This window comes from uncultured Shewanella sp., from assembly GCF_947497935.1.
In the GTDB taxonomy this organism is placed as follows: Bacteria; Pseudomonadota; Gammaproteobacteria; order Enterobacterales; family Shewanellaceae; genus Shewanella.
In genome coordinates, this window is record NZ_CANMIO010000002.1 from 378810 (window position 1) to 405486 (window position 26677).

At 46.5% G+C, this 26677-nt stretch carries 25 protein-coding genes and 1 pseudogene; 15 read left to right on the forward strand and 11 right to left on the reverse strand.

The genetic code is table 11. The features are described 5' to 3' along the window. The first annotated feature begins 11 nt into the window (after positions 1 to 11). The 4 genes from Q1A86_RS03860 to Q1A86_RS03875 all read left to right on the forward strand — a co-directional run bounded on the left by Q1A86_RS03860 (position 12) and on the right by Q1A86_RS03875 (position 3837). The gene (locus tag Q1A86_RS03860) at positions 12 to 752 is read left to right on the forward strand and encodes a sulfite exporter TauE/SafE family protein (RefSeq protein WP_299803058.1); all 741 of its coding nucleotides are present in this window, start codon (positions 12 to 14) and stop codon (positions 750 to 752) included. A 91-nt stretch (positions 753 to 843) separates the two neighbouring features. Beyond that, the gene (locus Q1A86_RS03865) at positions 844 to 1863 is read left to right on the forward strand and encodes a D-cysteine desulfhydrase family protein (protein ID WP_299803060.1); all 1020 of its coding nucleotides are present in this window, start codon (positions 844 to 846) and stop codon (positions 1861 to 1863) included. A 105-nt stretch (positions 1864 to 1968) separates the two neighbouring features. Then, entirely contained in the window at positions 1969 to 3375 is a 1407-nt protein-coding gene (locus tag Q1A86_RS03870) for a Na+/H+ antiporter NhaC family protein (RefSeq protein ID WP_299803063.1), read from the forward strand. A gap of 75 nt (positions 3376 to 3450) precedes the next feature. Continuing rightward, positions 3451 to 3837, forward strand: a complete 387-nt coding sequence (locus Q1A86_RS03875) for a RidA family protein (RefSeq protein WP_012157354.1) — start codon at positions 3451 to 3453, stop codon at positions 3835 to 3837. Positions 3838 to 3910: 73 nt separating this feature from the next. Here the strand turns inward: Q1A86_RS03875 and Q1A86_RS03880 are convergent, their stop codons facing one another. From Q1A86_RS03880 to hutC, 4 genes are all read right to left on the reverse strand, one after another. Continuing rightward, complete coding sequence (locus Q1A86_RS03880; protein ID WP_299803067.1) at positions 3911 to 4822, reverse strand: LysR substrate-binding domain-containing protein; 912 nt, start codon at positions 4820 to 4822, stop codon at positions 3911 to 3913. 334 nt (positions 4823 to 5156) lie between these two features. Further along, a complete protein-coding gene (gene hutH / locus Q1A86_RS03885) occupies positions 5157 to 6689 on the reverse strand; it encodes a histidine ammonia-lyase (protein ID WP_299803070.1) in 1533 nt (510 codons plus the stop codon). 3 nt (positions 6690 to 6692) lie between these two features. After that, the gene (gene hutU, locus Q1A86_RS03890; protein ID WP_299803073.1) at positions 6693 to 8381 is read right to left on the reverse strand and encodes a urocanate hydratase; all 1689 of its coding nucleotides are present in this window, start codon (positions 8379 to 8381) and stop codon (positions 6693 to 6695) included. A gap of 119 nt (positions 8382 to 8500) precedes the next feature. Continuing rightward, the gene (gene hutC / locus Q1A86_RS03895) at positions 8501 to 9205 is read right to left on the reverse strand and encodes a histidine utilization repressor (protein WP_299803076.1); all 705 of its coding nucleotides are present in this window, start codon (positions 9203 to 9205) and stop codon (positions 8501 to 8503) included. A 166-nt stretch (positions 9206 to 9371) separates the two neighbouring features. On the opposite strand from hutC, the gene hutI reads away from it, so the two are divergent. Further along, positions 9372 to 10598 carry an imidazolonepropionase gene (gene hutI / locus Q1A86_RS03900; RefSeq protein WP_299803078.1) on the forward strand — a complete coding sequence of 409 codons (1227 nt, stop codon included), beginning with the start codon at positions 9372 to 9374 and terminating at the stop codon, positions 10596 to 10598. Between the two features lie 1116 nt (positions 10599 to 11714). After that, positions 11715 to 12764, forward strand: coding sequence for a murein transglycosylase domain-containing protein (locus tag Q1A86_RS03905; protein WP_299803081.1), 1050 nt, complete (start codon positions 11715 to 11717; stop codon positions 12762 to 12764). A gap of 73 nt (positions 12765 to 12837) precedes the next feature. On the opposite strand, the gene Q1A86_RS03910 is transcribed toward Q1A86_RS03905, so the two are convergent. Beyond that, positions 12838 to 14046, reverse strand: coding sequence for an alpha/beta hydrolase-fold protein (locus Q1A86_RS03910; RefSeq protein ID WP_299803083.1), 1209 nt, complete (start codon positions 14044 to 14046; stop codon positions 12838 to 12840). Between the two features lie 396 nt (positions 14047 to 14442). Here Q1A86_RS03910 and mtnC point away from each other — a divergent pair, with 396 nt between their 5' ends. Then, the gene (mtnC, locus tag Q1A86_RS03915) at positions 14443 to 15123 is read left to right on the forward strand and encodes an acireductone synthase (RefSeq protein ID WP_299803086.1); all 681 of its coding nucleotides are present in this window, start codon (positions 14443 to 14445) and stop codon (positions 15121 to 15123) included. Between the two features lie 55 nt (positions 15124 to 15178). Here mtnC and Q1A86_RS03920 read toward each other — a convergent pair whose 3' ends face one another. Further along, a complete protein-coding gene (locus tag Q1A86_RS03920; RefSeq protein ID WP_299803089.1) occupies positions 15179 to 16096 on the reverse strand; it encodes a hypothetical protein in 918 nt (305 codons plus the stop codon). A 150-nt stretch (positions 16097 to 16246) separates the two neighbouring features. After that, entirely contained in the window at positions 16247 to 16987 is a 741-nt protein-coding gene (locus Q1A86_RS03925; protein WP_299803091.1) for a DUF4344 domain-containing metallopeptidase, read from the reverse strand. Between the two features lie 139 nt (positions 16988 to 17126). Here Q1A86_RS03925 and Q1A86_RS03930 point away from each other — a divergent pair, with 139 nt between their 5' ends. Next, a complete protein-coding gene (locus Q1A86_RS03930; RefSeq protein WP_299803094.1) occupies positions 17127 to 17555 on the forward strand; it encodes a thioesterase family protein in 429 nt (142 codons plus the stop codon). Positions 17556 to 17608: 53 nt separating this feature from the next. Further along, positions 17609 to 17857, forward strand: coding sequence for a GNAT family N-acetyltransferase (locus Q1A86_RS03935; protein WP_299803097.1), 249 nt, complete (start codon positions 17609 to 17611; stop codon positions 17855 to 17857). A 37-nt stretch (positions 17858 to 17894) separates the two neighbouring features. Here Q1A86_RS03935 and Q1A86_RS03940 read toward each other — a convergent pair whose 3' ends face one another. After that, the gene (locus Q1A86_RS03940; protein WP_299803099.1) at positions 17895 to 18299 is read right to left on the reverse strand and encodes a thioesterase family protein; all 405 of its coding nucleotides are present in this window, start codon (positions 18297 to 18299) and stop codon (positions 17895 to 17897) included. 178 nt (positions 18300 to 18477) lie between these two features. Next, on the reverse strand, positions 18478 to 20274 hold the full coding sequence (locus Q1A86_RS03945) for a long-chain fatty acid--CoA ligase (protein WP_299803101.1): 1797 nt from the start codon (positions 20272 to 20274) through the stop codon (positions 18478 to 18480). A gap of 502 nt (positions 20275 to 20776) precedes the next feature. On the opposite strand from Q1A86_RS03945, the gene Q1A86_RS03950 reads away from it, so the two are divergent. The 5 genes from Q1A86_RS03950 (at position 20777) to Q1A86_RS03970 (ending at position 24839) form a co-directional block, all read left to right on the forward strand. Then, entirely contained in the window at positions 20777 to 22351 is a 1575-nt protein-coding gene (locus tag Q1A86_RS03950; protein ID WP_299803103.1) for an alpha/beta hydrolase, read from the forward strand. A 10-nt stretch (positions 22352 to 22361) separates the two neighbouring features. Beyond that, positions 22362 to 23096 (forward strand): ATP-binding cassette domain-containing protein, encoded by a 735-nt coding sequence (locus Q1A86_RS03955; protein WP_299803105.1) that lies wholly within the window; start codon positions 22362 to 22364, stop codon positions 23094 to 23096. 24 nt (positions 23097 to 23120) lie between these two features. Further along, complete coding sequence (locus Q1A86_RS03960) at positions 23121 to 24263, forward strand: ABC transporter permease (protein ID WP_299803107.1); 1143 nt, start codon at positions 23121 to 23123, stop codon at positions 24261 to 24263. 82 nt (positions 24264 to 24345) lie between these two features. Continuing rightward, entirely contained in the window at positions 24346 to 24597 is a 252-nt protein-coding gene (locus Q1A86_RS03965) for a superinfection immunity protein (protein ID WP_299803110.1), read from the forward strand. A 47-nt stretch (positions 24598 to 24644) separates the two neighbouring features. Continuing rightward, on the forward strand, positions 24645 to 24839 hold the full coding sequence (locus tag Q1A86_RS03970) for a hypothetical protein (RefSeq protein WP_299803113.1): 195 nt from the start codon (positions 24645 to 24647) through the stop codon (positions 24837 to 24839). 53 nt (positions 24840 to 24892) lie between these two features. Here the strand turns inward: Q1A86_RS03970 and Q1A86_RS03975 are convergent, their stop codons facing one another. Continuing rightward, on the reverse strand, positions 24893 to 25900 hold the full coding sequence (locus Q1A86_RS03975; RefSeq protein ID WP_299803116.1) for a GlxA family transcriptional regulator: 1008 nt from the start codon (positions 25898 to 25900) through the stop codon (positions 24893 to 24895). 123 nt (positions 25901 to 26023) lie between these two features. On the opposite strand from Q1A86_RS03975, the gene Q1A86_RS03980 reads away from it, so the two are divergent. After that, a complete protein-coding gene (locus Q1A86_RS03980; protein ID WP_299803118.1) occupies positions 26024 to 26308 on the forward strand; it encodes a hypothetical protein in 285 nt (94 codons plus the stop codon). Between the two features lie 90 nt (positions 26309 to 26398). On the opposite strand, the pseudogene Q1A86_RS03985 reads toward Q1A86_RS03980, so the two are convergent. Further along, a pseudogene (locus tag Q1A86_RS03985) lies at positions 26399 to 26497 on the reverse strand (molybdopterin adenylyltransferase); the annotation flags it as partial. Between the last annotated feature and the right edge of the window lie 180 nt (positions 26498 to 26677).

Consider the following 26677-nt stretch of genomic DNA (forward strand, 5'->3'; position numbering starts at 1 on the left):
TGGGTTAACTAATGGAATTCTCATTATTATTAATGACAGTATTCTTCGCAGCCACGTTACAAGCTGCAACGGGTTTTGGATTTGGATTAATTGGCGTAAGCTTCCTACTTGTTTTATTACAATCTAATTCTGCCGTTCAAATTGTTATTATATTAACCCTCGCAATGTCATTAGTTCACTGGATTAAAATCCGTAAAATTGCACCAATGGATTTAGTGAAAAAAATAATGTTGGGTTGTGCCTTAGGTTACCCCATCGGCATTGTTATTTTCAGTAATTTTGACCTTACAGGGCTAAAGATAGCCGTTGCTCTACTCATACTTGCTATCACAGTGCAAAACATCCTAGAGATGATAAAAGCGCGTAAGGGTCATGAAACAACTCCAGCGAATATGGGGAAAGGTCCATGCTTTGGCGTAGGCACCATGTCTGGCGTAATGGCCAGCGCCATGGCTATGCCAGGCCCTGTGGTGGTCGCATACCTGACACGCAGCGTACTAACTAAAGATCAGATCCGTGCAACAGTAATCACCTGTTCAACCCTGTCTTACATCGTGGCTTTAGGCCTACAGGCTTCTTTTGTCGGGATTGGAGCAGACACCTATAAAACATCCATGATGCTAATTCCAGCGACTTTTGCCGGCGCCTTTTTTGGTGACTATATCGCTAAGTTTATTAATCAGGATTTATTTAAAAAAATCACACTCGTTGTTTTATTAGGAAGTGCAGTAAATATCCTTATCAACATATAAAGCAATAAACAGTTAATTAAAGACCAAACAAACACAAAGCTATTCTTATAAATATTGATACAAGAATAAATTAATATAAAGGAATCAAAACATGCTTACTGATAAATACCCTAAAGCTAAATTAGCTCACACTCCAACACCTTTCGAATTTATGGCTAATATGACCAAGAAGTTCGATGGCCCTAAATTATGGATTAAACGTGACGATGCGACGGGCTTAGCCATGGGTGGTAACAAGGCTCGCCAATTAGAGTTTTATGTTGGTAAGGCACAAGCTGATGGCTGTAATGCCCTACTCACCACAGGTGCAGTTCAGTCTAACCACGTTCGTATGACAGTTGCAGCAGCTCGAAAGATGGGCTGGCATGTTGAAGTACAGCTAGAGCACCGTGTTGATGGCCGACTACCTGAGTACGAAGATAGCGGTAATCCATTCTTAGACAAACTAATGGGCGCAAAAATTCACACTTACCCAGTGGGCGAAGATGAGAACGGTGCCGATCAGGTGATGTATGACAGAGCCGACGAGCTAACGGAAGAAGGCTATAAGCCATTCGTTATTCCACTTGGTGCGGTAGGTAAAACACCTTGGGGCGCACTGGGTTATGTTGACTGTGTTGAAGAGCTATTACTTCAAGCACAAGCGACTGGCATGAAGATCGATGCCATCGTACTACCAACAGGCTCAGCTAACACTCACGCCGGTGTTTTAGCAGGCTTAATCGCGCTAAACAGCGATATCCCAGTATATGGTTTCTGCGTTCGTCGTGACAAAGTGGCTCAGTTCGAGCGTGTATTAGTTAAGACTCGCAAAGTACTACAACTACTTGGTGTTGATGAGAATAAAGTCACTCACGAATTAGTTAAGTGTGAAGATTGGGTGCTTGGCCCTGGATATGGCCAATTGACGACTGAAGTTCATGAAGCAATCGAGATTTTAGGTCATGAAGAAGGGATATTATTAGACCCTACCTACACAGCGAAAAGCATGGCCGGCATGATCGGCATGATCCGCGACGGTCAATTCACTAAAGAGCAGAACGTTGTATTTTTACACACAGGTGGTACACCAGCCCTATTCGGATACCCAGAACTGATTGCCAATAAGTAAAAACTAAAAAACATGCCTGAGAATCTTCTCAGGCATTTTGGCCAAATTTTAATTTCTCGTCACCACTGACCCTACAGCCAAGACGAGGAATAGGTAGAATCAATTATGTCTCAGTCAACTAAGCTTGAGTTTCATATTGGAAAAATTGGTGGAATGGTTCCACTATTGACCATGGTCGGTCTAATGTTATTGCTTACCTTTAATGGTGTTGGTGGCCCTAAAGCCGCATGGGCACCTGGCTTTATCGCCATTATTTTAGGTATGTTCCTAGTTAAGAGTAAGCGTGATTATTTTCAGTCGATATTAGATGGCATCGCCGATAAAACCGGTGTTGTGGTGATCACAGCTTGGATCTTCGCCGCCGTTCTTGGCTCTTTGATGAAGGCCGGCGGTCTAGTAGACGGTATCTTATGGTTTGGTATGTCGACCGGTATTCAAGGCAGCATGTTCTTGATCATCGTCTTTATGTCTACCGCTATCTTCGCCATGGGTACTGGTTCTTCAAACGGTGCTAACTTAGCACTCGCGCCAATTCTATTCCCAGCTGGCGTTTACTTAGGCGCAGATCCTGCCTTCGTTGCCCTAGCCTTACTGTCAGGCGCTGTATTTGGCGATAACGTTGCCCCTATTTCAGATACCACCATCGTAGGCTGTACCACACAAGGGGCCGATTTTGGTGCCACTGTTCGCCAGCGTATGCCACTGTCGCTAACGGCGGGTGCTATCGCACTGGTTGCCTTAGTATTCTTTGGTCAGGGTGATGGTCTAGTAGAAGCCGCCACTCAAAACGGCGATAGCGCTCGTCCAGAAAGCTTATTAATGCTGCTCTCTGTTGCTGCTGTGGTTTTCTTCGCGCTAAAGGGTCGTCACCTATTAGAAGCTCTAAGCTACGGTATCCTTGTTGCTACAGTTGTTGGACTGGGTATTGGTGCTTTTGCGGTAACGGATCTGTTCACCGTTCCTTCTGAGCGCGGCGTATCGAATGGCATCATCGAAGATGCAATTGCCGGTGTAACGGGCGCTGTTGTGTTCGTAATCCTAATCCTAGGTGTGATCAAGATTTTCATGAATAGCGGCATTATGGATGACATTCTTGCATTCATCACTGAGCGCGTTTCAAACAGCACCCGTAGCACTGAACTACTGATGTTCTACTCAACATCTGTGTCATCACTATTAGTCAGCTCGAACGCACCATCTCAGCTGCTAGTGGGACCAACTCTGGTTAAGCCACTGGGTGAGAAGAACAACATTACCCCTGAGCGTCGCGCTAACCTAATGAGTGCCTCAGTATGTTCAATCTTCTACATGATGCCTTGGTGTCTAGCGGTTATGGTTTGGTACTCGGCGGTTGAAACCTCGGCCATCTCTTCAGGCTTAGCGGTTCCAAGTGCATCGATCAGCTTTATGGCACCTTATCCTTGGGCCCTACTCGGTGTGATGATGTTCTCTATCATCACGGGTTGGAAACGCTACGCCAACCAGCCTCAAGCGCAAGTACAACCAGCTTAATTTGCAACTAATAATCAACCAATAACAATAGCAGTGGCGGCGAAGCCCGCCACTAGTAAGATTTAGGAAATAGAAATGACTAAAGCACTTAACACAGAATCAGCACCTGCAGCAATCGGCCCATATGTTCAGGGCGTTGACCTTGGCAGCATGATCTTTACCTCTGGCCAGCTACCAATCGATCCAGCAACAGGCGAGATGTCTGCCGATGTTGCGGAGCAGGCGCTACAGTCACTGAAAAACGTACAGGCTATCGTAGAGTCTGCAGGCCTAACTATGGCTAACGTGTTTAAGATGACGGTATTCGTAAAAGATCTAAACAGCTTCCCAATCGTGAACGAAGTTTACCAAAACTTCTTCGACAACCTAGGCGCTGCTTACCCTGCACGTTCTTGTGTTGAAGTTGCACGTCTTCCTAAAGATGCACTAATCGAAATCGAAGCGATTGCAGTAAGAAGCTAATCAGCATTCAATAAGTAAAATACCGCAGCTTGCTGCGGTATTTTTTTGTCTATTGCTGCCGCTTTGAGGGTTTTTATCCAGCTAAAGGCTCTTCAAAATACTCAAATAAGATATCTAGAAAAGCATTTACCATTCTAGGAGTTTGAATCCCTTTTGCCTGCACCACGTGATATTCCCACTCTGTCACAGGCTCAAAAGGTCGGCTCACAATGCCATCCGCGCCAGATTGGAGCACGAAAGGGTCTAAAATAGCGATACCCACGCCCTTCTTTACTAACTGAAACAGGGTACTCTGCTCTCTCGCTTCGAGAATAATATTGCGCTTAACGCTCTGCTTAAGAAACGCATCCTCGACTCGCGTTCGAAACGGACTACCATAAGCCAGAGTCATAAAACGTTCATGTTTCAGATCTATCGGTGAAAGCGAGCTCTTCTGCGCTAATGGATGTCCCTCATGAAGCAAGACCACAGCCCTGTGTCTGCGTAAGAATCGGCAATCGAACTCCTCTTCATCCGCCTCTACGTTGGTCGTTATCGCAATATCGACTCTATGACTACGCACCATATCCAACAGCTGAATTCTCGATGCCGACTCCAACTCAATAGACACATTAGGATGCAGGCTTAGAAACGCCGCGATTACATCAGGCATAAAGCTATTAGAGCAGATTGGCATCACACCGACACGCAATCGCCCCTGATTGTTACGTGCGATAGCGTCGGCCGAAGAGGCTAAACTGTTCATCCCAATAAAGACTCGGTTAACATCTTTATAGAATAATTTAGCCTCTGGAGTTGCCTCTAATTTATTGTGTGTGCGCACAAAAAGCGGAAAACCTACTCGATATTCAAGTTCAGATAAGAGTCTGCTCACCGCGGGTTGAGAGATATACATCAGCTCGGCAGCGCCGGTTACCGTCCCCGACAACATAAAACAGCGAAACGCTTCTATCTGGCGAATTTTAATTTTCGAATCTGCTGGCAATGATTTCACCTAATAAGAGACAAGCTATAGTCAGGTGATGGTAGCGAAAAGCACAATAAACTACCGAGCAGCGCCTCGCAAATCCATCACCTTAGCCCGTAAAAAGCCAGATTTAGAAGCTTGTACCGCACCATTAGCAAAGCTCACGTATCACTTGAGTTAATAAGCTATGTTTAAATGAACTTATAAGCCGTTAAACATTGCCTTACTCCGCAATGCCATTGAACGTACTTCAGGCAGAGCCTAATTGATGATAACCGCCTACTGAAGTCGGTGGTTTAGGGCTAAAAAAAGGGCCCTTAGGCCCTTTTCGTCACTGTCAGCTCAATCTCACTTAGAGACTAGGTAAAATATCCGCTGGCAGATAAGCGTTGTAGCTGGCTGTTAATAGTAGATCTGTTGCCGCTTCGATATCAGGGCCGAAGAAACGGTCCTTATCGTAGTAAGTGACTAGCTCACGTAACTCGCCTTTTGCCTGTGCTACCGCTTTGCTTGGTTGCAGTGGCGCACGGAAATCTAGGCCCTGGGCAGCGGCCAATAGCTCTACCGCCAATACGCCACGGGTATTTTCAGACATATCACGTAAGCGACGCGCGGCAAACGTTGCCATAGACACATGGTCTTCTTGGTTAGCCGATGTCGGTAAGCTATCCACCGATGCAGGATGGGCGTAAGTCTTGTTCTCTGATGCCAGTGCAGCAGCAGTAACTTGGGCAATCATAAAGCCTGAGTTTACCCCGCCGTTTTCCACCAAGAATGGTGGAAGCTTAGATAGGTTTGAGTCGATAAGCAGTGCAATACGACGCTCGGCAATCGAGCCAAGTTCTGCAATCGCAATTGCCAAGTTATCCGCTGCCATTGCTACAGGCTCTGCGTGGAAGTTACCGCCCGAGATAATGTCGCCAGTATCTTGGAACACCAGTGGGTTATCGGTAACGCCGTTCGCTTCAGTGCCTAGCACTTCAGCCGCGTGACGGATCTGGGTCAAACATGCCCCCAACACCTGTGGCTGACAACGTAGTGAATAGGGATCTTGCACCTTTTCACAGTTAACGTGGTCAAGACTGATCTCAGACTCATCACCCAATAAGTGACGGAATACAGCTGCTGAGTCGATTTGGCCTTTCTGACCGCGAGCCGCGTGTATACGTGGATCAAATGGGCTACGACTGCCCATTGCCGCCTCAACACTCATGGCGCCGATTACCGAGCTTGCCGCAAACAGATCTTCTGCGTTAAACAGGCCTTCCAGTGCCAATGCCGTCGACGCCTGAGTACCATTAAGTAGCGCGAGCCCCTCTTTTGCTGCGAGTTCGATTGGCTTAAGACCCGCAATTTCAAGGCCTTCTGCTGCGGTGATTAGCTCACCTTGGTAGCTCATCTCGCCTTCGCCAAGTAGCGGCAAACACATGTGTGATAGCGGCGCTAAGTCGCCCGACGCCCCTACTGAACCTTTCTCAGGTACGCATGGGTAAACACCGGCGTTAACCAAAGCGATAAGGAAGTTAATCACCTCTAGACGAATGCCTGAAAAACCACGACTGAGCGAGTTGATCTTCAATACCATCATCAAGCGCACAGTGGCGTCTTGCATGTATTGACCTGTACCCGCTGCGTGCGACAGTACGATTGAGCGTTGCAGCAGCTGTAGATCGTCTGCGGCAATCTTAGTGTTGGCAAGCAGACCAAAGCCGGTGTTGATACCGTAAACCGTGCGGCCTTCATCCAATACCTGCTGCACTAAACCTGCGCTAGTGTTGATATCGGCGATAGCGCTTTCGGCTAGCTCTAATGTTACTTTGCCACGGCTAATTTCGCGGATTTGTGGCAGGGTTAAGGTACCCGGAGTTAATACTAAATGACTCATGTTCTACTTACCCTCTGTCGTGGCATTTTCTAGCATCGGCAGGTCTAGACCCTGCTCTTTTGCACAATTTTTCGCGATATCGTAACCCGCGTCAGCGTGACGCATTACGCCCGTTGCTGGGTCATTCCACAGTACGCGACCTAAACGCGCAGCCGCGTCGTCTGTACCATCTGCCACAATCACCACACCAGAGTGCTGGCTAAAGCCCATACCTACGCCACCACCGTGGTGCAAGGAAACCCAAGTTGCGCCACTTGCAGTGTTAAGCAGGGCGTTCATTAACGGCCAATCCGATACCGCATCAGAACCATCAAGCATAGATTCGGTTTCACGGTTAGGGCTGGCAACAGAGCCTGAGTCTAAGTGATCACGACCGATCACCACTGGCGCTGAAAGCTCGCCATTTTTAACCATTTCGTTAAAGGCGAGGGCCAAGCGTGCACGGTCTTTTAAACCCACCCAACAGATCCGCGACGGTAAACCTTGGAAGGCAATACGTTCACGTGCCATATCCAACCAGTTATGTAGGTGCGGATTATCAGGAATAAGCTCTTTCACTTTAGCGTCTGTCTTGTAGATATCTTCAGGGTCGCCAGAAAGCGCTGCCCAGCGGAATGGACCAATACCTTCACAGAACAGTGGACGTACATAGGCAGGTACGAAACCTGGGAAATCGAATGCGTTCTCAACGCCCTCTTCAAATGCCATTTGGCGAATGTTGTTGCCGTAATCGGTTGTCGCGGCACCCGCGGCCTGTAGTGCTAGCATCGCCTTAACTTGAACCGCCATTGACTGCTTCGCCGCTTTAACCACTGCCGCTTCGTCAGTTTTACGCATCTCGATAGCTTGCTCTAACGTCCAACCTTGCGGCAGATAGCCGTTTAGTGGATCGTGCGCCGAGGTTTGGTCAGTTACTACATCAGGAGTTATACCGCGCTCAACCAGCTCGGCGAATATGTCGGCAGCGTTAGCTAATAGACCAACTGAAACAGGCTTACCACTCTTGTTGGCTTCGTCGATCATTGCCAATGCTTCATCAAGGGTAGTGGCTTTTTTGTCGACGTATTTTGTACGTAGACGGAAATCGATGCGAGTTTCATCCACTTCGCAAGTCAATACAGAGTAACCCGCCATAGTGCCAGCTAATGGCTGCGCGCCACCCATGCCACCAAGGCCGCCGGTTAAGATCCACTTGCCGCTAGAATCACCATTAAAGTGCTTTTTCGCCATAGCGACGAAGGTCTCGTAAGTGCCTTGTACAATGCCTTGTGAGCCAATGTAGATCCAAGAACCCGCCGTCATCTGGCCATACATGGCCAAACCTTTCTTATCTAGCTCGTTAAAATGTTCCCAGTTGGCCCAATGTGGCACTAGGTTTGAGTTAGCGATGATCACCCGCGGCGCATTGTTGTGAGTCTTGAATACGCCCACAGGCTTACCCGACTGGACGAGTAAGGTTTCGTCATCTTCAAGGCGCTGTAAGACTTCAACGATCTTGTCGTAGCATTCCCAGTCACGAGCCGCACGGCCGATACCACCATAGACCACCAAGTCTTCAGGACGCTCAGCCACATCTGGATGTAAGTTGTTCATCAACATACGCATCGGCGCTTCGGTCAGCCAGCTCTTACAACTTAGCTCTGTTCCTGTCGGCGCGATAATGCGACGGCTCGGATCGTGTCTCTTATCCATGGGTACTACCTCGTTCAATTTGTTTTGTGTTTTCTTATCAGCTTTTTTAAAGCTTTATATGTACTGTCTTGTCCTGCGGTAAATCACTTGCTTAATACGGTTAATCATTAGGGGAGCGGTTAACTAAAAGTCAGGTGACCACCTAATCTAAATCGGCTACCGGGGTGCACTAAGCGTGCAAAGCTCACCACACCTTGGCGCGACCAAGTGCGGCGAGTGATCTGTAAACACGGCTCTGAGGCCGCAATCTCTAATAGCGCTAACTGCGCGATATCGGCCATCTTGGCTTCGATGGTGTGCTTAGCTTCAGTCAGCGGCGCTACCATAGATAAGTATTCGTGGGGAGTTTGCAGGGTAAAGTCCTGGTCTAAATAGTCAGGCACCAACTTAGGGTTCACAAAGCGCTCTTCAAGCTGTAACGGCGTACCTTGCTCACAGTGCACTAGAACTGACTGATAAACCTTACTGCCATCTTCTAGCCCCAGCGCAATCGCAATCGCGCCAGTTGCTAGCGTTTGCGTGAGCAACACTTGTTGCACGCTATAACCATGGCCACGGTCTTTTATCTCATCGGCAATATTACGAATCGCCATCATTGAAGACTGAGTTTTAAGGCCTGCAACGAAGGTGCCTAACCCTTGCGAACGTTCTAATACGCCCGATTCGGTCAGCTCAGTTAAGCCTCTGCGCGCCGTCATTCGACTGCAATTAAACAACTCGGCTAACTGATTTTCAGATGGCACACGGCTATCTTCAGCCCATTCACCAGACTCAATTTGCGCTAAAATGTATTGTTTAATCTCTTCAAACTTTGGCGTTGCCATTGACCATCCCGTTACAGCTATCTTTAGGTGCTTTCTTGTTTAACATGCTCAAAAACTCAGCTACAATCCTAGCTTGTATATACAAGTAAATACAAGCTAGCTCACAAATTATTTTTAGTGTTAGTATTTAGCTGCCACAAAAAACAACCAAAAAGAGAACTGCATCATGTCGTGGGATCAAGTCTGGATAGATATCAACATCGCTACAATGTCGCCAAATATTTCAGAGCCTTATGGTGCAATTACCGATGCGGCCCTCGCCGTTCAAGACGGTAAAATTGCTTGGGTCGGTAAACGCAGCGAGCTGCCAGAATTTGATGTATTCGCCACACCCATCTACAAAGGCAAAGGCGGCTGGATCACCCCAGGTCTTATCGATGCCCATACCCACTTAGTGTTTGCCGGTAATCGTGCCAATGAGTTTGAACTACGCCTACAAGGTGCTAGCTATGAAGAGATAGCCCGCAGTGGTGGCGGCATAATTTCAACCGTTAACGCCTGCCGCGAAGCCGATGAAGCCGAGTTGTTTGAGCTAGGTCGCCAGCGCCTAAATGCACTGGCTAAAGAAGGTGTTACGACTGTAGAGATCAAGTCAGGTTATGGTTTAGATATCGAGACCGAATTAAAGATCCTCCGCGTTGCCCGTGAGCTGGGCAAGCATCACCATGTGGATGTAAAGACTACCTTTTTAGGCGCTCATGCCATTCCGCCGGAATACCAACATGATAGTGATGCCTATGTTGATTTAGTGATAAACGAGATGCTGCCAAAGGTCATTGAAGAGAATCTTGCCGATGCAGTGGATGTATTTTGCGAAAATATCGCCTTCAACCTAGAGCAAACCGAACGCGTGCTTAGCGCCGCCAAAGCTTCAGGTCTGCAAATCAAGCTACACGCCGAGCAGCTATCTAACATGGGCGGTTCTGCCATGGCAGCCAAGCTTGGCGCCAAATCAGTGGATCACATTGAATACCTAGATGAAGAAGGCGTTAAAGCCCTCAGTGATAGTGGCACCTGCGCCACCTTGCTACCCGGCGCGTTCTACTTTTTACGTGAAACCCAGCACCCACCAATCGATTTGCTACGCAAATACAAGGTGCCAATGGTGGTCGCTAGCGACTACAACCCCGGCTCATCGCCGCTTTGCTCAAGTCTATTGATGCTCAATATGGCCTGTACCTTACTGCGCTTAACCCCAGAAGAAGCGCTAGCAGGCATGACCCGCAATGCCGCCAAAGCTTTAGGTATCGATAATCATGTCGGCGTAATAGAGGTCGGCATGACCGCCGATTTCTGTATGTGGAATATCAGCACGCCAGCAGAGCTGGCCTACACCTATGGTGTGGCCTCGTGTGTAGATGTGGTGAAGAATGGGCACTTAGTACATCAATAGTTGGGAATGCCTGAGCGATGAGGCATTCTCATCGTTTTGGGTGTGGCTTTTGGCAGCAATGTTGCGAATTACCTCAGAGGTAACTGTCTGCATCAGATGCAGCTAATGACCTGCGGTCGGCGTATGTGCAGATACTTCTTAGGCACGGTGAGTAAAGCGAAGCTTTGAGTTACGAACGAGAAGCATGGATGCTGAACTGGCCCTTAGATATGGATATCGTTGCAAGTACGTCCCTGACCGCTCTACGATGGCATCCATGCCATCAAAGGCCTAAGCCGCATCTACACTGGGTTGGTAAAGCATAAGTATTTAGCTACGGTGGATTTTGCCTTTTAAGCACAGCTGCTTAACTGTTTCTGCTTTTTGTATCTAATCACCTCTGTTATGGCTTTCTACATCTGATGCAGCCAATGACCTGCGGTCGGCGCATGTGCAGACGCGGCCGTGACACGCTGTTAATCCATCCCTGGAAGCTCGGCCATGACGTCCATGTCATGGACGGTCACGGCCGCATCTACACTGGGTTAGAAAAGCACAATCATTTCACTGAAGTGTTTTAAATATCAAAAGGCAGGAATAGCTGCCCACCATTGCTACAGGAAACGCCAATTCCCCATCGGAGTTGCCGAGGTCATTGAAGGCTCTTGTAAACATTAGGCGCGTGAGCGAGGCATGGATGCCGAGGTAGCCTTAGGTGAGCCAGGGATGGCGAATATGAGGCGATAGCGATTTTCGAAAATGACTGAGGATCAACAACTTCGTTAGGGGCGGCTCGGGTGATGCAAGAGGGGAAAGCTATTGTCCCCCTTTTGCCCGAGTGTGAGCTGGAAGCTCACGACCTTTATCAAGCGCAGCTTGATTAGCCGTAACTAAGGGATGGAATCCCACGACTTTGGTTGTTAGACGAAGTCTAACTTAAAGGTCAGGCGTAACCTGATGCTCTATAAATTGGGCGTATAGCCCATAAATTATTATCAAACGAAGTTTGATCGATTTAAAAAATAGAAATCCAAATGACACAAAAAACAACCAAATTTTGAAAAATAAAACCTCAACTATGAGGGTGATGCCCAACCATTGTATAATCAAGCCACAAAAAACCTAACCCTCTGATAAATGTCTAAATACTTATCCCAGCTACTCTTTGCGATCTGCAGCGTAACCGCTATCACCATAGCGAATATCGCTACCGCTAACAGTAGCGAATTAGACTTGAGTGATTACGATGCCGATGTCGCGGCATTGCTACTGGAATATCAGGGGCAAGACTCCTACTCACGGCCAATTGTGCCATCGGTGTTGGTGTATAAAGAAACCGAACAGGCCTCTACCTACGTCGACTTTAAACGTGGTTTGATCTTGGTGGAAACCCGCACTAAAGCGCAACTTAAAGAGGCTGTGGTGCAAGTGCTGTTAACCCAGATCGACCCTACGGTTATCGACGCGCAAACTGCAGAGGATTTTGGCTTAATCAGCAAAAAGAAGAAGCCATTCTTCTGGGGGCAGGTGCTCGATAAAGACGGTAAAGCGATTGAATTTGAATGGCGCGCATCCCGCTATGCCGACTACCTAGTGAATAAAAGCAAACGAGTGAACTCGCGCTTTCAAGTGGCGATTCACATGGTGAAAGAGCACACCACCATTGCTGGTAATAAGTATATTAATTACGCCCGTAGCGCCAGCCGTAAGCACGGGATCAGTACTGATTTGATCATGGCGATTATCGAGACGGAGAGCTCGTTTAACCCATTGGCACGCTCACGTTCTAATGCTCTAGGCTTGATGCAGATTAAGGCCAATACCGCAGGCCGCGACTATTTCAATTTAATCCAAGGCTATAAACACACGCCGTCATCGGCGTACCTTTATGATCCGGCCAAAAATATTGAGGTGGGCACTGGCTATCTAAAGATCCTTTCAAGCCGCTACCTTAAAGGGATCACCCACCCTAAGAAACGCGAGTATGCGGTGATCTCTAGCTATAACGGCGGCGCGGGTAACCTATGGAAGAGCTTAGACTCACGTGGTAATCGCACTAAGGCTTTAGCACGGATTAATAAGATGACGGTGAGCGAGTTTTATTGGTTTTTAACTCATCGCCATAACCGCGAAGAAACCCGTAACTATTTGAAAAAGGTCAGTAGTCGACAGAAGAAATACCTATAACTGCAATAAAAAACGATAGCCACAAGGCTATCGTTTTTGTTATTCAATTCTAAAGAATCAGCAAAGTGAACATTTAAAGCTTGCTCTGCTGCTTATACTCAGCCAACTTTTGCGAATACTTCTTTTTATAAAAAGAGTGATTAGTTTTATCTAGCGCTAACGCCTGATATTTTATGGCTTGCTCAAAATCACCGAGCTTTGCATAAGCCCCTGCAACGGCGTCATAGGCTATAACCGTTTTAGGATCATCGGTGATTGCCACTTGATATACTTCAATCGCCTTGGTCGGTTCCGTTTCAAGGTAACTATCACCTAGCTTTATGAGTGAGCGAGTCGCGGGCACTTTAAAACCGTATTTTTGCTCAGATAAATATTGATAATGCGCCACAATAGCTTGTGGGCCTTGCTTAGAAATCTCTGAATCTGCCGCCAACACTTGATGGTAATCATCGAACAGAGCTTCAATGGCATAGGCTGCAGCAAGCACAGGTTGAGTCATATAATAACTGCCATCGAAACGTTTGATGCGGTAATCCAATGTGTCGCTGGCATTAGCTTTAAGAATAGCTTCCATCTCTGCAAATGCGCCGAGTTGACGCTGGTCATGGCTGCTATCGTTAGTACTCATAAACAAGAATCGCGGCTCGCCCTGCATAGCAGCAAGCTTTTTAGGTGCATCTTTAATGACATAGGCAAAGTCTTTGCTCAATGCTGGGCTTGCCACAAAGTAGGCATTAAACAGGCTGGGGCGATTTATCAGGGAATAGAGGCTGAGCCCGGCATCGCCAACAAAACCGTTTAAGATACGAAAGCCATTGGTGCGATATTTGTTATCGATAGCGGGTAGCAGATCTTGCTCAAAATAATCTAGCAGTTTTTGATTGCCCTGCTGTTCAATCGCTAAGGTTTTTAGCTCTCCTAAGCCCTGGTGTCCATCTGGCGGAGTGACGATTATCGTCTCTAACCAAGGCCAATCACCGTTATGGCTCATCCAGTCATGCATGCCTGCGAGCAAAGCTTGGCTTCTTGGGTGCAAGCCTAAAAGCACCACATATTGTTTATTTGGCTTGTTGCCATAGCTGGCAGGTAACGTCACCTTAAACTCAGCAGGCTCTATTAAGTCGGAAGTGATGGTTAATGACTCTAGTGTTAACCCCATAACATTAGCTTTCGGCGCCTTAGCATCCGCTTCTTTTGCGCTGGCATAACTGCTTGCCGAGCCTAAACTCAAACTTAAACTTAAACTTAAAGCCAAGCAACCCAGCATCATTATTCTTATCATCAGTCTCTCCCTGAACGTTATCCTTTTAACTCTTTAGCCAATTCATTAACCCCAGATACTGGCATCTATTTTAGTTAAGCAAGTGATGAACTTAACAGCTGAGCAAAAATACAACAACGTTAAAATCAGTCAATAACCTTCAGCAAATAACGACTAGGCTGACATGGCGTTAATTAATAACTATCAATAACTCTGACTCGACCATTAATATCGAGGGCAATGCGCAACAAAACGAATAAAACTGAAAATTTAGTACAAACGTAGGCGTGATTACACTAGCCAAAGCGTGTAATTCAGCTTAGGATCTGAGCAATAACAGATCTCGACTATTAGAATAACCAATCAAGTTGAATCAGTGTGATTGGTACAATGTACATTGCGGAGTGAGCAAATATTATGGGTATCAGAGCCATTGTTGTAGATACAGCCGGTACGACTACCGACCTTAACTTTATTGAGGATGTACTTTTTCCTTATTCAGCCAGGGAATTAGCCGCTTTTCTTGAAGCAAACCAACACAATGTACTTGTAGATAACTGTATTTGTGATGTGCAAGATATTGCACTTGAGCCAGATGCCAGCCTTGCTCGTGTGACCGAAATTTTGCTGCAGTGGATCGAAGAAGACCGCAAAGCCACGCCACTGAAAACCATTCAAGGTTTGATCTGGAAACAGGGCTATGCCAATGGTGAATTTAAGGGGCATATTTTCCCTGACTTTATCGAGGCACTCGATGGCTACAAGCAGCAAGGTCTGCGAGTTTATAGCTTCTCTTCGGGTTCTGTTGAGGCGCAAAAACTGCTGTTTAGCCACAGTGATGCAGGTGATCTAAACGATAAGTTTAATGGCCACTTTGACACTCGCACTGGCAACAAGCGTTTCAAGCAAGCTTACTGCAATATCGTTAATACGATCAGCCTAAGCCCTAAGCAGATCCTATTTGTTTCTGACGTACTCGAAGAGCTAAAGGCAGCTAACGAAGCCGGATTATACGTGGTGCAGATGGTTCGCGATGACAGCCAACGTACAGGCGATTTTAAAACCATTACTAGCTTTGACGAACTAAAGATCGATTAAGCTAATACCAAAAGTAATAAAAAGGGCCTTAAAGGCCCTTTTATTACTTTTGCTGTCAACTGTCGCTTGGAAAAGCGGGCGAAATACACTTTTTAACCTCAAAACGGAAACCATCGTTCAGCGTCTTATCGCGATATATTTCGATCAGTTCATAATCGTTTAATTCAACCACTCTTGAATCGGTATCCTTCTGACAGCGAGACTTACTGTTAGCTTCAAACTCAAATGCAAAAAGTGCAATCATCTGCCGCACAAATGCTTGGTACTCATAGCGCGCTTGCAAATACTCATCTGTCATACCCTTTAGCTCTGCATTCTCGGCGCTTATAGTGGTCTCAGTCGGTACCAAGCCAGCAGTGATAGTTTGTTGTGACTGTTCGGCTTCAAGCTCTGGCAATACATATAAAACAAGGTGAGCGAACAAGCCGGTTGCCAACATTAAACGCAATAGCCAAGTGAGTTTTTGAAAATGAATATTTTGGGTCAACTTAGGCAGTTTAATGCCTAATGGCGCGAGTATTAAAGCAAGCATTAAATAGAAAGGCACCAGCAACTGCGCGGCGAGAATAACCAAGGCGGTGATAAACACAAACCACACTGGGATATACAGCAAAATCGCCAAATTATGAGTATAGGCAACATTCGTGGCAGACACTCCAATCACATCATTGACGACCCCAGCAGCCCAACTCAACGCAAAGTTAGCCACCAAGGCATAAAACAGCAACAGCACAGCTTTACCAACTAAGCTATGCCAAATTCGCTCAAAAATAGGTAACAGCTCTATCGTTAACGCCAACACTGTTAACACTACAACCCAACTAAATGAGTCCGCAAAAATTGCAATCAATCCCGCTAACACATATAGGTATTGCGCAAAAGTCAGTACTAACAATTTTTGCCATAAGCCTGAAATTCGCTTTTGGTAGAAGCCCTTAACCGAAGATAATATGACTTGTAAAGCTGCGGGCATTATTATTATTTTTGTTGCCGTCATAAAAAACTGGCCCCACTCACTATTAATTGCACAAGAAGCGACTACCATAAACGTTTAATAACAATTTACCAACATTTCCTGTTGCTATAAGTAAAAACGCTTAGTATTTGCCAACTTTCAAGTGCATTATTTTGCTAAGTAGCGGCTTTTTAACTTCTCCCAATTATCATTTTGACGAGCGTACTCCTGTTCACACATCGTCCCTCTTTCTGTGCCTTGTTCAGAGCCTGCTAGCAGCCTTGCATATTTCTCAGGCTCACTGCCATAAATTAAGCATATCGTTGCGTGGTAACGCTGGGCGTCTAGGCTATGTTCATCACTAAAGTCATCTTCAACCAGTTCATCAATGTCTTCATCTTCAAGGGCAAACAGATCCGCTGCACTTAGCGCGATTTCGGCGCCGTCTTCGAACGCGTTTATCAATAGCAATGTGGCTAAGGTGTCGACCGCATCTTCTTCTCGTCCCAGTACGATAATCTCGTTGGCATAGATATAAGCGTGGCCGTACTCATGACCTAAGGTATGCAGCAGCGCATCTTGAGTGGCGGCTTTCGGACTGACTCCAGTTTTTTGATATTCATCCTTGGTAAAACGATTAAGTACCTCTGTTACAAAGTAATAAGGGATTTGAATTTGCATAACCTCTGGGGCAAACAAGGGGCCGTCTTGTGCACCGTAAACCACGGTTAATTTATGCTGCATAGGCAGCGCCTGATACACTTGCTGCAACTGTGGTTCAATGGCTTTAATTAATCGATATGCCTTAAGTTCTTGGCGAGTTTCAGTCTCAATAAACTGGCTTACGACCGCCGCCTGACTCTGCGTCCCACAGCTAAGCAGTAACGCCGTTGCTAACCATTTAGTCATTTTCTACCTGCCCCGACTTATACTGATGGGTATTATCCCCTGCCTTGTTGCCTGATAAACATGCTGTTATGCTGGCCAAAAGTTAAACACCCGTTTAAATGCATGTTTAAGCAACCAAAATCACCAACTAGGGATCATTATGGACAAGTTTCTCGAGCAATACCCAATCAATACTCAAATTGCCGTGGCTTGGGGGGAAATGGATGCACTGCAACACGTCAACAATGTGGTTTATTTCCGCTATTTTGAAACTGCCCGTATCGACTTTTTCAATCAGATTAACCTGCTCGACGAGCTACAAACTACCTCTATTGGCCCGGTGATCAGCGAAAACCAAGCGCGATACAAGCGCCCAGTCACCTTTCCCGACACCTTAACAGTAGGCGTGAATATCAGTGACATTAAAGATGACCGGTTCATGATGCACTACAGTGTCTACAGCCAGAGCCAAAAGGCTGTCACCACACTTGGCTCGTCGCAGGTGGTGATGTTTAACTTTAAAACTGGCCAGAAAGCCAAGCTGACACCAGCACTGATTGATGCTTTAAAGACATATCAACAAGCATAAATTGAAGCCAGCCAGTCAACAAAGGTAACAATGGCAATGAAAGGAGTACACCAATGAGTGAAGTGATTCACCTAGCCGATGAAAGCCGTTTCGTGATTAACCAAGATGGAGCTCAGGCTGTATTGGCCTATGAGCTTTATGATGCTAGCTGTAACTTCAACAATACCTATGTGCCACCGCAGGTGCGGGGCAAAGGCTTAGCCGAAAAGTTGGTTCGCCATGGGCTAAAATGGGCCAAGGCAGAAGACTTTAAAATTGAAGCGAGCTGCTGGTATGTGCAGAAATTTTTAAGCAAAACCTAACAGCTCATGGGATTGAATCCTGGTGATTCACCAGTAGCTATTCACCTGTGAGCAATGCCAGTTGCGCTCGAATTATATCGCTCAATGGCTGGCTCTTTTCACTGGCGTAATCGTAATGGACCATGGTGGTTTGCGCTTCGGCAGTTTTTTTACCGTTCTGCCAGCAGCTTTGCGTCAGTTCAAAACTACTATTGCCGATACGGCTGACCCAAGTCTTTACCGTGATATCGCTAGCAAAGTAAGTTGGCGCATTAAAGGCGATAGTGAAGCCCGCCACAATCAAGTTCCACTTCGACAAGTCTTGCGTCGGATTAAAGATCTTGAAAATTGGCTCACGCGCCGCTTCGAACCACACCGGAATAACCGTATTATTGATATGCCCTAGGGCATCGGTTTCACAAAATCTTGGCTGTAGGGTTAAGCTAAATGCCGTTTCTTGCACGCTAGAATTCCTTATTGTTGTTATTGTAAGCAGTATTTATTTGCCATCATTCTACCGATAAATTTCCGGCTTAGAAGCCTATAAAGATAATTGAAGTTTGAGTCTCAGGAAGCACCCCATTCCATAAATGAAAAAGGCACGCTAATGCGTGCCTTTATAATATCGATTGTAAGCTCGCTTAACGGCTGTACATCTTATCGATTTCACGAGCGTACTTGTTATAAATCACCTTACGACGCAACTTCATGGTTGGGGTAATTAGGCCAGCTTCCATAGAGAAAGCATCTGGCAACAAGGTAAACTTCTTAATCTTTTCAAAGCCAGCTAGCTCGCTTTGTAATGTCTTAAGACGCTGCTCAAAGTGTTCCACTACGTGAGTGTGACGTAATAGATCTAGCTGTGTTTCGTAATGTACGCCCTTCTCTTTTGCCCAAGCTTCTAATGACTCAAAAGCAGGTACAATCAAGGCTGTCACATAGTTACGCGCATCGGCAACAATGGCCACTTGCTCGATGAATGGACAGCAGCCCACCTTACCTTCGACACGCTGCGGCGCGATATACTTACCGTTTGAGGTTTTCATCAGCTCTTTAATACGGTCGGTAATAAACAGGTTACCGTTTTCGTCGATACGACCCGCATCGCCCGTCTTCAACCAACCATCTTCAAACGCTTCAGCCGTTTCTTCTGGGCGATTGAAATAGCCTCGCATTACAGTATCACCACGAACCAAAATTTCGTTGTCTTTACCTAGCTTGAGCTCCACTTCAGGGATCACCTGACCATTAGAGCCAGGTACACGATTACCTAAGGTGTTACAGGTCGCTGTCGCCGTGGTTTCTGTCATGCCGTAACCACATAGCACAGGCACATCGATGCTTTGGAAGAAGGCGCTAACGTTTGGATCTAAAGCCGCACCGCCGCAAGGCATAAACTTAAGGCGTCCACCTAAAACCTGCTTTAACTTACTGAAAACCAGCTTATCGGCTAGTTTCCACTGCAGGCTTAGGCCTAGTGAGGCTTTATGACGACCTTGACCGACTTCAGACTGCTTGTGACCCACAGACATGGCCCAGGTGAACATCTTCTGTCTCATCTCTGGCGCTTTGATCACCTTATCTTGTACTGCGCTATACACCTTCTCTAGGAAGCGTGGCACCACACATAATGTGTGCGGACGCACTTGCACAATCGCCTCTTTCACTGCCATTGGGTTAGACAAATAGACGTTATGACCGCCGCGACATAATACGTAGAAGCTCCAACCTCGCTCAAATACATGGCTCAGTGGCAAGAATGCCAATGACACATCACCCGGCGTGAACGGTAGGAAGTTGTCGTGCTGGCGCACCATAGACGCTATGTTGCGATAATCTAGCATCACACCTTTAGGGTCACCTGTAGTGCCCGAGGTGTAGATAAGCGTTAGTAGATCATCAAGATTCTTAGCATTTAAGCGTTTTTCTAGCTCTGCATCTGCAGCGCTGTTTACTTCACGTTCTAAAAGTTCGTCTAAGTAGAAATGATTTTCTAGATCTTGTAGCTCAACAGACTTGTCGAACGCAACGATGCGAGTCAGGCTGTCGCACTGGGCAACCAAATCACACGCCATGGCGTAGTGGTCTTTATCACCGACGAAGATTAATTTCGCTTCGGCATCGTTAACTATGTAAGCAGCTTGTTCTAATGTGCTAGTTGGATAGATAGGCACAACAACGGCTTTAGCCTTTAATAGGCCCAAATCTGCACAGGTCCACTGCGGACAGTTCTGTGACAAAATAATTGCGCGGTCCTGTGACTCGATACCGAACTGAATCAACACTCGTGCAATTTTTGAGGTGATAGAGTCGAATTTAGCCCAACTCACTTGGTGCCAAGGCGCTGCAGTTTCGAATCCTTCGAGCGCAATAGCGTCGCCAAGTGCTTGGCTTTGTTGCTGTATTAATCGTACTACGTGATATTGCTCGAGCGACATAAAATGGCTACCTTTTAGCTTACAAGTGTTCCGCTTTGGCGCAAGTTTACTCGAAGAAACTATAAACACTAAGAGTTTTTGCTCTATTTTTGTTAACTCACACACAAAAAAAGGCCGTCCTGCGAGGTCAAAGGCCTATATTTAACAACAAGTCTTTTAAGCTAAGCATATCAATTAAAACAGAAATATTTTATTAACAAGTGTACCTTTTTGGTGCAATTTTTAGCGCAACAACTTAGATTAAACTTTAACCATCTTGACGCGTTTTCTGCTTTTTACATCTGGTTTAGTACGATAAGCGCCACAGCTCCCCTCGCCATAAACGCCGCTTAGCATGCCAAAGCAATTGCATGAGTTAATACCTTTTGCCCAACTCCCTGTTTCTGCACTTGCTCAATTAGCATGTCGCTATAAGGAAAAGTAGTTAGCCACTGCATAAAGACATTGTTACAGTAACAAGGCTCTTAATGGATAAGCAAAATTTCAAAAAGGAATCAGTATCATGCTTCATGGAATGTACTCTCAACTTCGCACGCGGGTCTCACCTGCGTTATGGCGCCATAAGCAAGTCGCCATAGCCGTTCTGCTCGGGGCGGGTCTAACCATTCCGGCTGTGCAAGCTGACACCAACACTTTAGGCGCAGACGCCTCAAGCCCAAACAATCAGCAAGCCTGTTATGTCGATGGCCTATCGGAGCAGATGCAATGCGGCTTTATTCTGGTTCCTGAAGATTATGCCAAGCCTGACGGCAAACAGATTGAGATCCATTATGTGGTAATGCCAGCCATCAAACCTAGCGACAAGACTGAAGCACTACTGGCGATTGCAGGCGGACCAGGGCAATCGGCTATCGAAAATGCCCAAGGCTTCGATCGCATGTTGACTAAGGTACGTCAGACAGAAGATGTGATCCTTATTGATCAGCGCGGTACTGGTCAGTCAAATCAATTACAGTGTATCGGTGATGGTTTCGACAGTGCGCTTGCGATCGACGAAAGTGATTTTGATACCCGGGTCGAAACCCAAAAGTGCCTCGAAACCTTAGATGCCGATGTGACTCAATACGGTAGCCTGACTGCCCTTAAGGATTTTGAAGCCGTCAGACAGCACCTTGGCTATCAGAAGCTGCATCTATACGGCATATCCTACGGCACCCGCATGGCGCAGCTATATATGCGTCACTATCCAGAATACCTAGCAACCGTCACCTTAGATGGTGTCGTGCCTATGCAGCAGAGCGTGCTCGCTATTGGAAATGCCATCGCCCGCGCCTTTGACCTACTGATTGAAGACTGTGCTAACAATGCCCTCTGCCACAGTCAGTTTCCACAGCTTAGAGCCGATCTTGAAAAGGTCGATGCTGAGCTAGCTCAAGCCCCAAGAGTGAGCCAAGTGCCCGACCCTCTGACCGGCGAGCTAACCCAACTGACACTCACTCGCAGCAAGTTTAAAGGTGCGCTTCGTATGGCGCTGTACTCGCCAAGCACACGTTCACTTATGCCCCATGCGATTCACCAAGCAGCCAAGGGCAACTATCAACCTATCACAGGTCTCTATGCAATGGGGATCGATAACGCCGGTATCGCCATGGGTATGCATGCCTCTGTGGTATGCGGTGAAGATTGGCAGCGACTCACACCTGAACTGCGCGCAAAAACCAACGAGAGCTACTTTGGCAAAGAGATGCTGAAAACCTTTGCCGAGTCATGCGCCGTGTGGAATATGCCAGCAGTCGATGTGAGCTTTGGCGCTCCCATCGCTAGCGATATTCCGACACTTTTACTATCAGGCGAGCTTGATCCCGCCACCCCACCAAGTTGGGGCGAGCTAGCCATGGAAAAGCTGACCAATGCCAAACACTTTGTTGCGCCTTATGCGACACATGGTGTGGCTTATCAGTCTTGTGGTAATGACTTAATCGCTGGACTTGTCGACAAAGGTTCTGTAGCTGAACTCGATGCTGAATGCCTAAGTGAAGATATTCGTCGTAATTTTTATCTTAACGCCAGCACAGTTGAGGCGATCCCGAGTGACGACTCTTCAAAGCCAGACGAACAAACAGCCCTGAATAAGTAAGGAAACACAAATGATACAAGTATCAAACCTATCAAAACGCATCGGAGATGTGCAGGCGCTGAATGATTTAAGCTTTTCAGCTCTCGATGGTCAAATTACCGGGCTACTCGGCCCTAATGGTGCAGGTAAAACCACCTGTTTGCGCACCGTATTTGGCTTACTAAAAGCCGATCAAGGTAACGCTGAAATCGATGGTATCGATATCGCCGTATCACCAGTCGCGGCCAAACAACAGCTAGGCTTGTTCCCTGACCCATTTGGTTTGTATGAGCGCTTAACCCCACGGGAATATATTAGCTACTTTGCCGAGCTCAATGGCTTATCACGCAAAGACGCCAAGATTGCCACCAGCAGCGTAATAGATAAATTGCATTTGGCAGATATTGCCGATAGACAGTGCAAAGGCTTTTCTCAGGGTCAAAGAATGAAAACGGCGCTGGCACAGGCGATAGTCCACCAGCCAACCAATATCATTCTCGATGAGCCCACTCGCGGCCTCGATGTAATGAGCACTCGTGTGCTGCGTGATATTTTGCGCGACCTTAAAAATCAAGGCCACTGCGTGTTGTTTTCAAGCCATGTGATGCAAGAAGTGGCTGCGCTTTGTGACCAAGTGATAGTGATGGCTGAAGGTCGAGTGGTGGCAATAGGTAGCCCTGATGCGCTTTGCCAACAAACCGGGAAGGACTCGCTTGAAGATGCCTTTATTCAATTAATTGGCACTGACGAAGGCATTGCAGCCTAATAGGGCTGCTAAAAGGATTTTAATATGAGTAATAAAATAATCACCATGGTCCGCAAAGAGCTGATCGATGCCGCTCGCGATAAGCGCTCGGTAATGGCGGGCCTGTACTACGCCATAGGTACGCCATTGTTAATGTGTGGCATGTTCTTTTTGCTAATCGGTCAGCTCACCAGCCCAGAAGATCTTAATATCAAAATTGATAATGCCAAAGGCGCTCCCGATCTAGTGAAGTTCCTTGCTAGCCGCGGGATCAGCAATAGTGACAGCGAAGCCGAAGACACCAAAGATATCCAGCTGATAATCAGTGATGACTACGCCGCGAATATGGCAAAGGGCCTAAGCGCAGAGGTAATTTTAGTTGCCGATGCCTCTAATGAAAAACTGCAAAACTCGATTCGTCGCCTAGAAAGAAGTTTGCAGGAATACAGTAGTGAAATGGGCAGTTTACGCCTGATCGCGCGGGGCATAGATCCTCGAGTGATGCAACCGATAAAAGTCAACGTCAAAGATGAAGCCACCCCTGATTCTAGAGCAGGCATGATTTTAGGTATCGCCACCATGACGATGATTTATGCGGTATTTATCTCAGGTATGAACCTGGCAATCGACACCAGTGCCGGCGAGCGTGAACGTAACTCATTGGCACTATTGCTAAGTCACCCGGTATCAACTTGGGAAATTGTAATTGCCAAGATCACCGCAGTTACCATTTTTGCCATGGTTGGCTTAGTGTTCACCTTGCTTATTTCAAAGCTCGCCTACAGCTTTGTGCCTTGGCAAGAGCTTGGTTTTGCCGTTAGCGTGAACATGAACTTTATTGTGATGATGCTAATCGTCGGACTACCTGTAGCCATTATGGCGGCTTGCTTACAGCTGTTTGTATCCTTTATGGCTAAGAGCTTCAAAGAAGCCCAGTCGTACATCACTATTGTCTTGATGGTACCTATGATGCTCGCTATGGCAGCAAGCTACAACATCGCGCCTGAGACCATTCAATGGTTACCTATTTCAGGGCAAATGCAGGCGCTAATTGAGTTTATTAAAGGTCGTGAGCTACCACTGACTCAAATAGCAGTCTCATCAGCATTCACTTTAGCCATTGCCATTGGTCTTGCTATTGGCATGCAGAAGTCACTTAAAAGCGAGAAGATCGTCTTTGGTTTGTAACTAGCAGTAATGACTATCGGGGGAGTGCTCCCCCGGTAGCGCCCCCTCATTTGATGACGCTTTAAGGATAAGGAATATAAAAATGGAATTTATCGATAAAATCTTCGCCAGTGATAACTACGCTTTTATGGCAATGCTTGGCTTAGCCGTTGTGGTGCTTTGGTTTCTCCCCGCCATGCTTGCTTTGGTGTTTAACCGTAAGCATTTCAAACTGATTTTACTCGCCTGTATCCCTGCTGGGTTTTCACTGATTGCGTGGGGTGGGGTGATGGTTTGGGCAATTACAGGTAAGGCCGTAGATAAGTATGCTAATCGAGCTAAAGCTCAAAGCTAAAAGGCGCAAAGTCAAAGGATATAGATAACTAAATAAGGGGTACCACCATGGATATCCCAATGATTGTGTTAATTGTTGCTATCGCCACTGCAGGTGAAGCATTTAAGCACGATTTACAGTCACGCCAGCTCACCAGCTCAGAGATCACCAACAATGAGCTTGAGCTGTTACGTAAGCAAAACAGATATTTAGAGCAACGATCTAAAATCGACCATCAACGCATTGTAAACGTTAGCAACTAACCCTATTACCCATAGGTTAATCAACCAAGCGATAAGTGAATGACATCGCAGCATTAACAGCAGTCATGGGTATTAAATTTTTGCCGATAAGCCCGCGGCGACAAGCTTGTGGTTTGCATGAACAGTTTTCTAAAAGAGCTCACATCCTCATAGCCAACCTGCTCTACTATCTGCTCTATCGCCAACTCCGTTGTTTCCAATAACCGCTTAGCTTCATCGACCCTGAGTCGCTGGATATAACTGGCTGGGGTTTCATTAATCGCCTTCTTAAAGCGGCGGATCAAGGTGCGCTTACCTAGGGCAAATTTATCAGCAATATCGTCTAACTGCAGATGATGTTTAAGATGTAACTGCATCCAATCTTGAATGCGCGCCACCAACTCATCTTTATGTTGCGGCTCAGCATCTAAGGTCATAAAGGCTTGCTGCGAGGTTCGATTAGGATCGATAAGCAGCACCTTAGCCATCTGCATCGCAATTTGCTCTCCCGCCAGCTTCTGTACCAACTGCAGGGCTAAACTCAGGTTGGCGCTGGTTGCGCCTGCCGTATAGTACTGACCGTCGTTCATAACCACATGCTCGCTACACAAGTCGACCCTAGGAAAGCTACGTCTAAACAACTCGGCTAACCACCACACACAGGTGGCCTTCTTATCATCGAGCAGACCAGAAGCCGCCAGCATTAAGGTACCCGAACAATAGGCTGCTATCGGTTTATTGGTCTCGGCAAACTTTTTTAGGGTCGCCATGTGGGGTTGAAAATCATTAAGGTAGGCATTGAGCTGCTTACGATTAGTGATAGTCGCCGAGGCGACGACTAATGCGTCGGCATGACTAAGGTAATGTTCAGCTTCATCATGGGCAATAACCGGCAGCAGCATATTATGGTCGCTGTTTATCGGCTCACCATCGGGTGAAATTATCGCACACTCAAATAGCACCTCGTCGACATCGGGATGAGTCACTTTCCAGTAGGTATTACTGAAGCTGAATACATCCATAAAACTCAGAATGCCTCCCGCCACTGCGTTATCGGCTGCTAGCACAACGATTCGCTTCATAATTCACCACTCCCCGCAAGCTGTCACTTATCACCTTTATTTTGTCAATAATGACACTTAAAACCCATTTGTCTAGTTTTTATACTGAAGTCAATTGGAGACCGTAGTCGCAGGGGTGCAGTTATGAATAGAAATATCAATACCAATATTAACGGGGCAATAAGTGAGTTAAACAGTGCCACATCTAGTGAGAGGCAATCAAGTAACCTAGGGCTAAGCAACATGTCAATCAGCAGGAAAACACGCTATCAATTATTAAGTGTGAGCTACTTGCTGCCCAGCTGGGGACTGCTGATTTGGCTCAATTTCAGCACCGAACCTAACCTGTTTGGCCACTTAGTTGCGATTCCTAGCCTACTTATGATGACCGGATTTGGCGCCTATTTAATTGCCCGCAAAGATGTTTGAATAGATAGTTCAAAACATGATCGTATCACTCTCTTTTTTACATAAAACAAAGCCCAGCATCAGCTGGGCTTAATTACTTTCAGCTAAGACTTACTTAGCCTTAGCTCTGAACGGCTTGATAACTGACTCATCACATTCTAAGAATGGACTATTCATGAAGTAGGTACAGTAGGGAATAGCTGGGGCTATCTCTGAAAAATAGAAAGAGCGCGTCTGTTAGTAAAAACACGCTCTTTAAATCAAAATCGCCTACTTGCCCTTAGGTCTAAACGGCTTGATCACTGACTCATCGCATTCTAAGAATGGACTATTCATGAAGTAGGTACAGTAGGGAATAGCTGGGGCTATCTCTGAAAAATAGAAAGAGCG

Excerpts from the sequence above, each read along its gene's own strand:
- Q1A86_RS03860 (WP_299803058.1), top strand. The coding sequence starts at position 12 with ATGGAATTCTCATTATTATTAATGACAGTATTCTTCGCAGCCACGTTA.
- Q1A86_RS03865 (WP_299803060.1), top strand. The coding sequence starts at position 844 with ATGCTTACTGATAAATACCCTAAAGCTAAATTAGCTCACACTCCAACA.
- Q1A86_RS03870 (WP_299803063.1), top strand. The coding sequence starts at position 1,969 with ATGTCTCAGTCAACTAAGCTTGAGTTTCATATTGGAAAAATTGGTGGA.
- Q1A86_RS03875 (WP_012157354.1), top strand. The coding sequence starts at position 3,451 with ATGACTAAAGCACTTAACACAGAATCAGCACCTGCAGCAATCGGCCCA.
- hutH (WP_299803070.1), bottom strand. The coding sequence starts at position 6,689 with ATGAGTCATTTAGTATTAACTCCGGGTACCTTAACCCTGCCACAAATC.
- hutU (WP_299803073.1), bottom strand. The coding sequence starts at position 8,381 with ATGGATAAGAGACACGATCCGAGCCGTCGCATTATCGCGCCGACAGGA.
- hutC (WP_299803076.1), bottom strand. The coding sequence starts at position 9,205 with ATGGCAACGCCAAAGTTTGAAGAGATTAAACAATACATTTTAGCGCAA.
- hutI (WP_299803078.1), top strand. The coding sequence starts at position 9,372 with ATGTCGTGGGATCAAGTCTGGATAGATATCAACATCGCTACAATGTCG.
- Q1A86_RS03905 (WP_299803081.1), top strand. The coding sequence starts at position 11,715 with ATGTCTAAATACTTATCCCAGCTACTCTTTGCGATCTGCAGCGTAACC.
- Q1A86_RS03910 (WP_299803083.1), bottom strand. The coding sequence starts at position 14,046 with ATGATAAGAATAATGATGCTGGGTTGCTTGGCTTTAAGTTTAAGTTTA.
- mtnC (WP_299803086.1), top strand. The coding sequence starts at position 14,443 with ATGGGTATCAGAGCCATTGTTGTAGATACAGCCGGTACGACTACCGAC.
- Q1A86_RS03920 (WP_299803089.1), bottom strand. The coding sequence starts at position 16,096 with ATGCCCGCAGCTTTACAAGTCATATTATCTTCGGTTAAGGGCTTCTAC.
- Q1A86_RS03925 (WP_299803091.1), bottom strand. The coding sequence starts at position 16,987 with ATGACTAAATGGTTAGCAACGGCGTTACTGCTTAGCTGTGGGACGCAG.
- Q1A86_RS03930 (WP_299803094.1), top strand. The coding sequence starts at position 17,127 with ATGGACAAGTTTCTCGAGCAATACCCAATCAATACTCAAATTGCCGTG.
- Q1A86_RS03935 (WP_299803097.1), top strand. The coding sequence starts at position 17,609 with ATGAGTGAAGTGATTCACCTAGCCGATGAAAGCCGTTTCGTGATTAAC.
- Q1A86_RS03945 (WP_299803101.1), bottom strand. The coding sequence starts at position 20,274 with ATGTCGCTCGAGCAATATCACGTAGTACGATTAATACAGCAACAAAGC.
- Q1A86_RS03950 (WP_299803103.1), top strand. The coding sequence starts at position 20,777 with ATGCTTCATGGAATGTACTCTCAACTTCGCACGCGGGTCTCACCTGCG.
- Q1A86_RS03955 (WP_299803105.1), top strand. The coding sequence starts at position 22,362 with ATGATACAAGTATCAAACCTATCAAAACGCATCGGAGATGTGCAGGCG.
- Q1A86_RS03960 (WP_299803107.1), top strand. The coding sequence starts at position 23,121 with ATGAGTAATAAAATAATCACCATGGTCCGCAAAGAGCTGATCGATGCC.
- Q1A86_RS03965 (WP_299803110.1), top strand. The coding sequence starts at position 24,346 with ATGGAATTTATCGATAAAATCTTCGCCAGTGATAACTACGCTTTTATG.
- Q1A86_RS03970 (WP_299803113.1), top strand. The coding sequence starts at position 24,645 with ATGGATATCCCAATGATTGTGTTAATTGTTGCTATCGCCACTGCAGGT.
- Q1A86_RS03975 (WP_299803116.1), bottom strand. The coding sequence starts at position 25,900 with ATGAAGCGAATCGTTGTGCTAGCAGCCGATAACGCAGTGGCGGGAGGC.
- Q1A86_RS03980 (WP_299803118.1), top strand. The coding sequence starts at position 26,024 with ATGAATAGAAATATCAATACCAATATTAACGGGGCAATAAGTGAGTTA.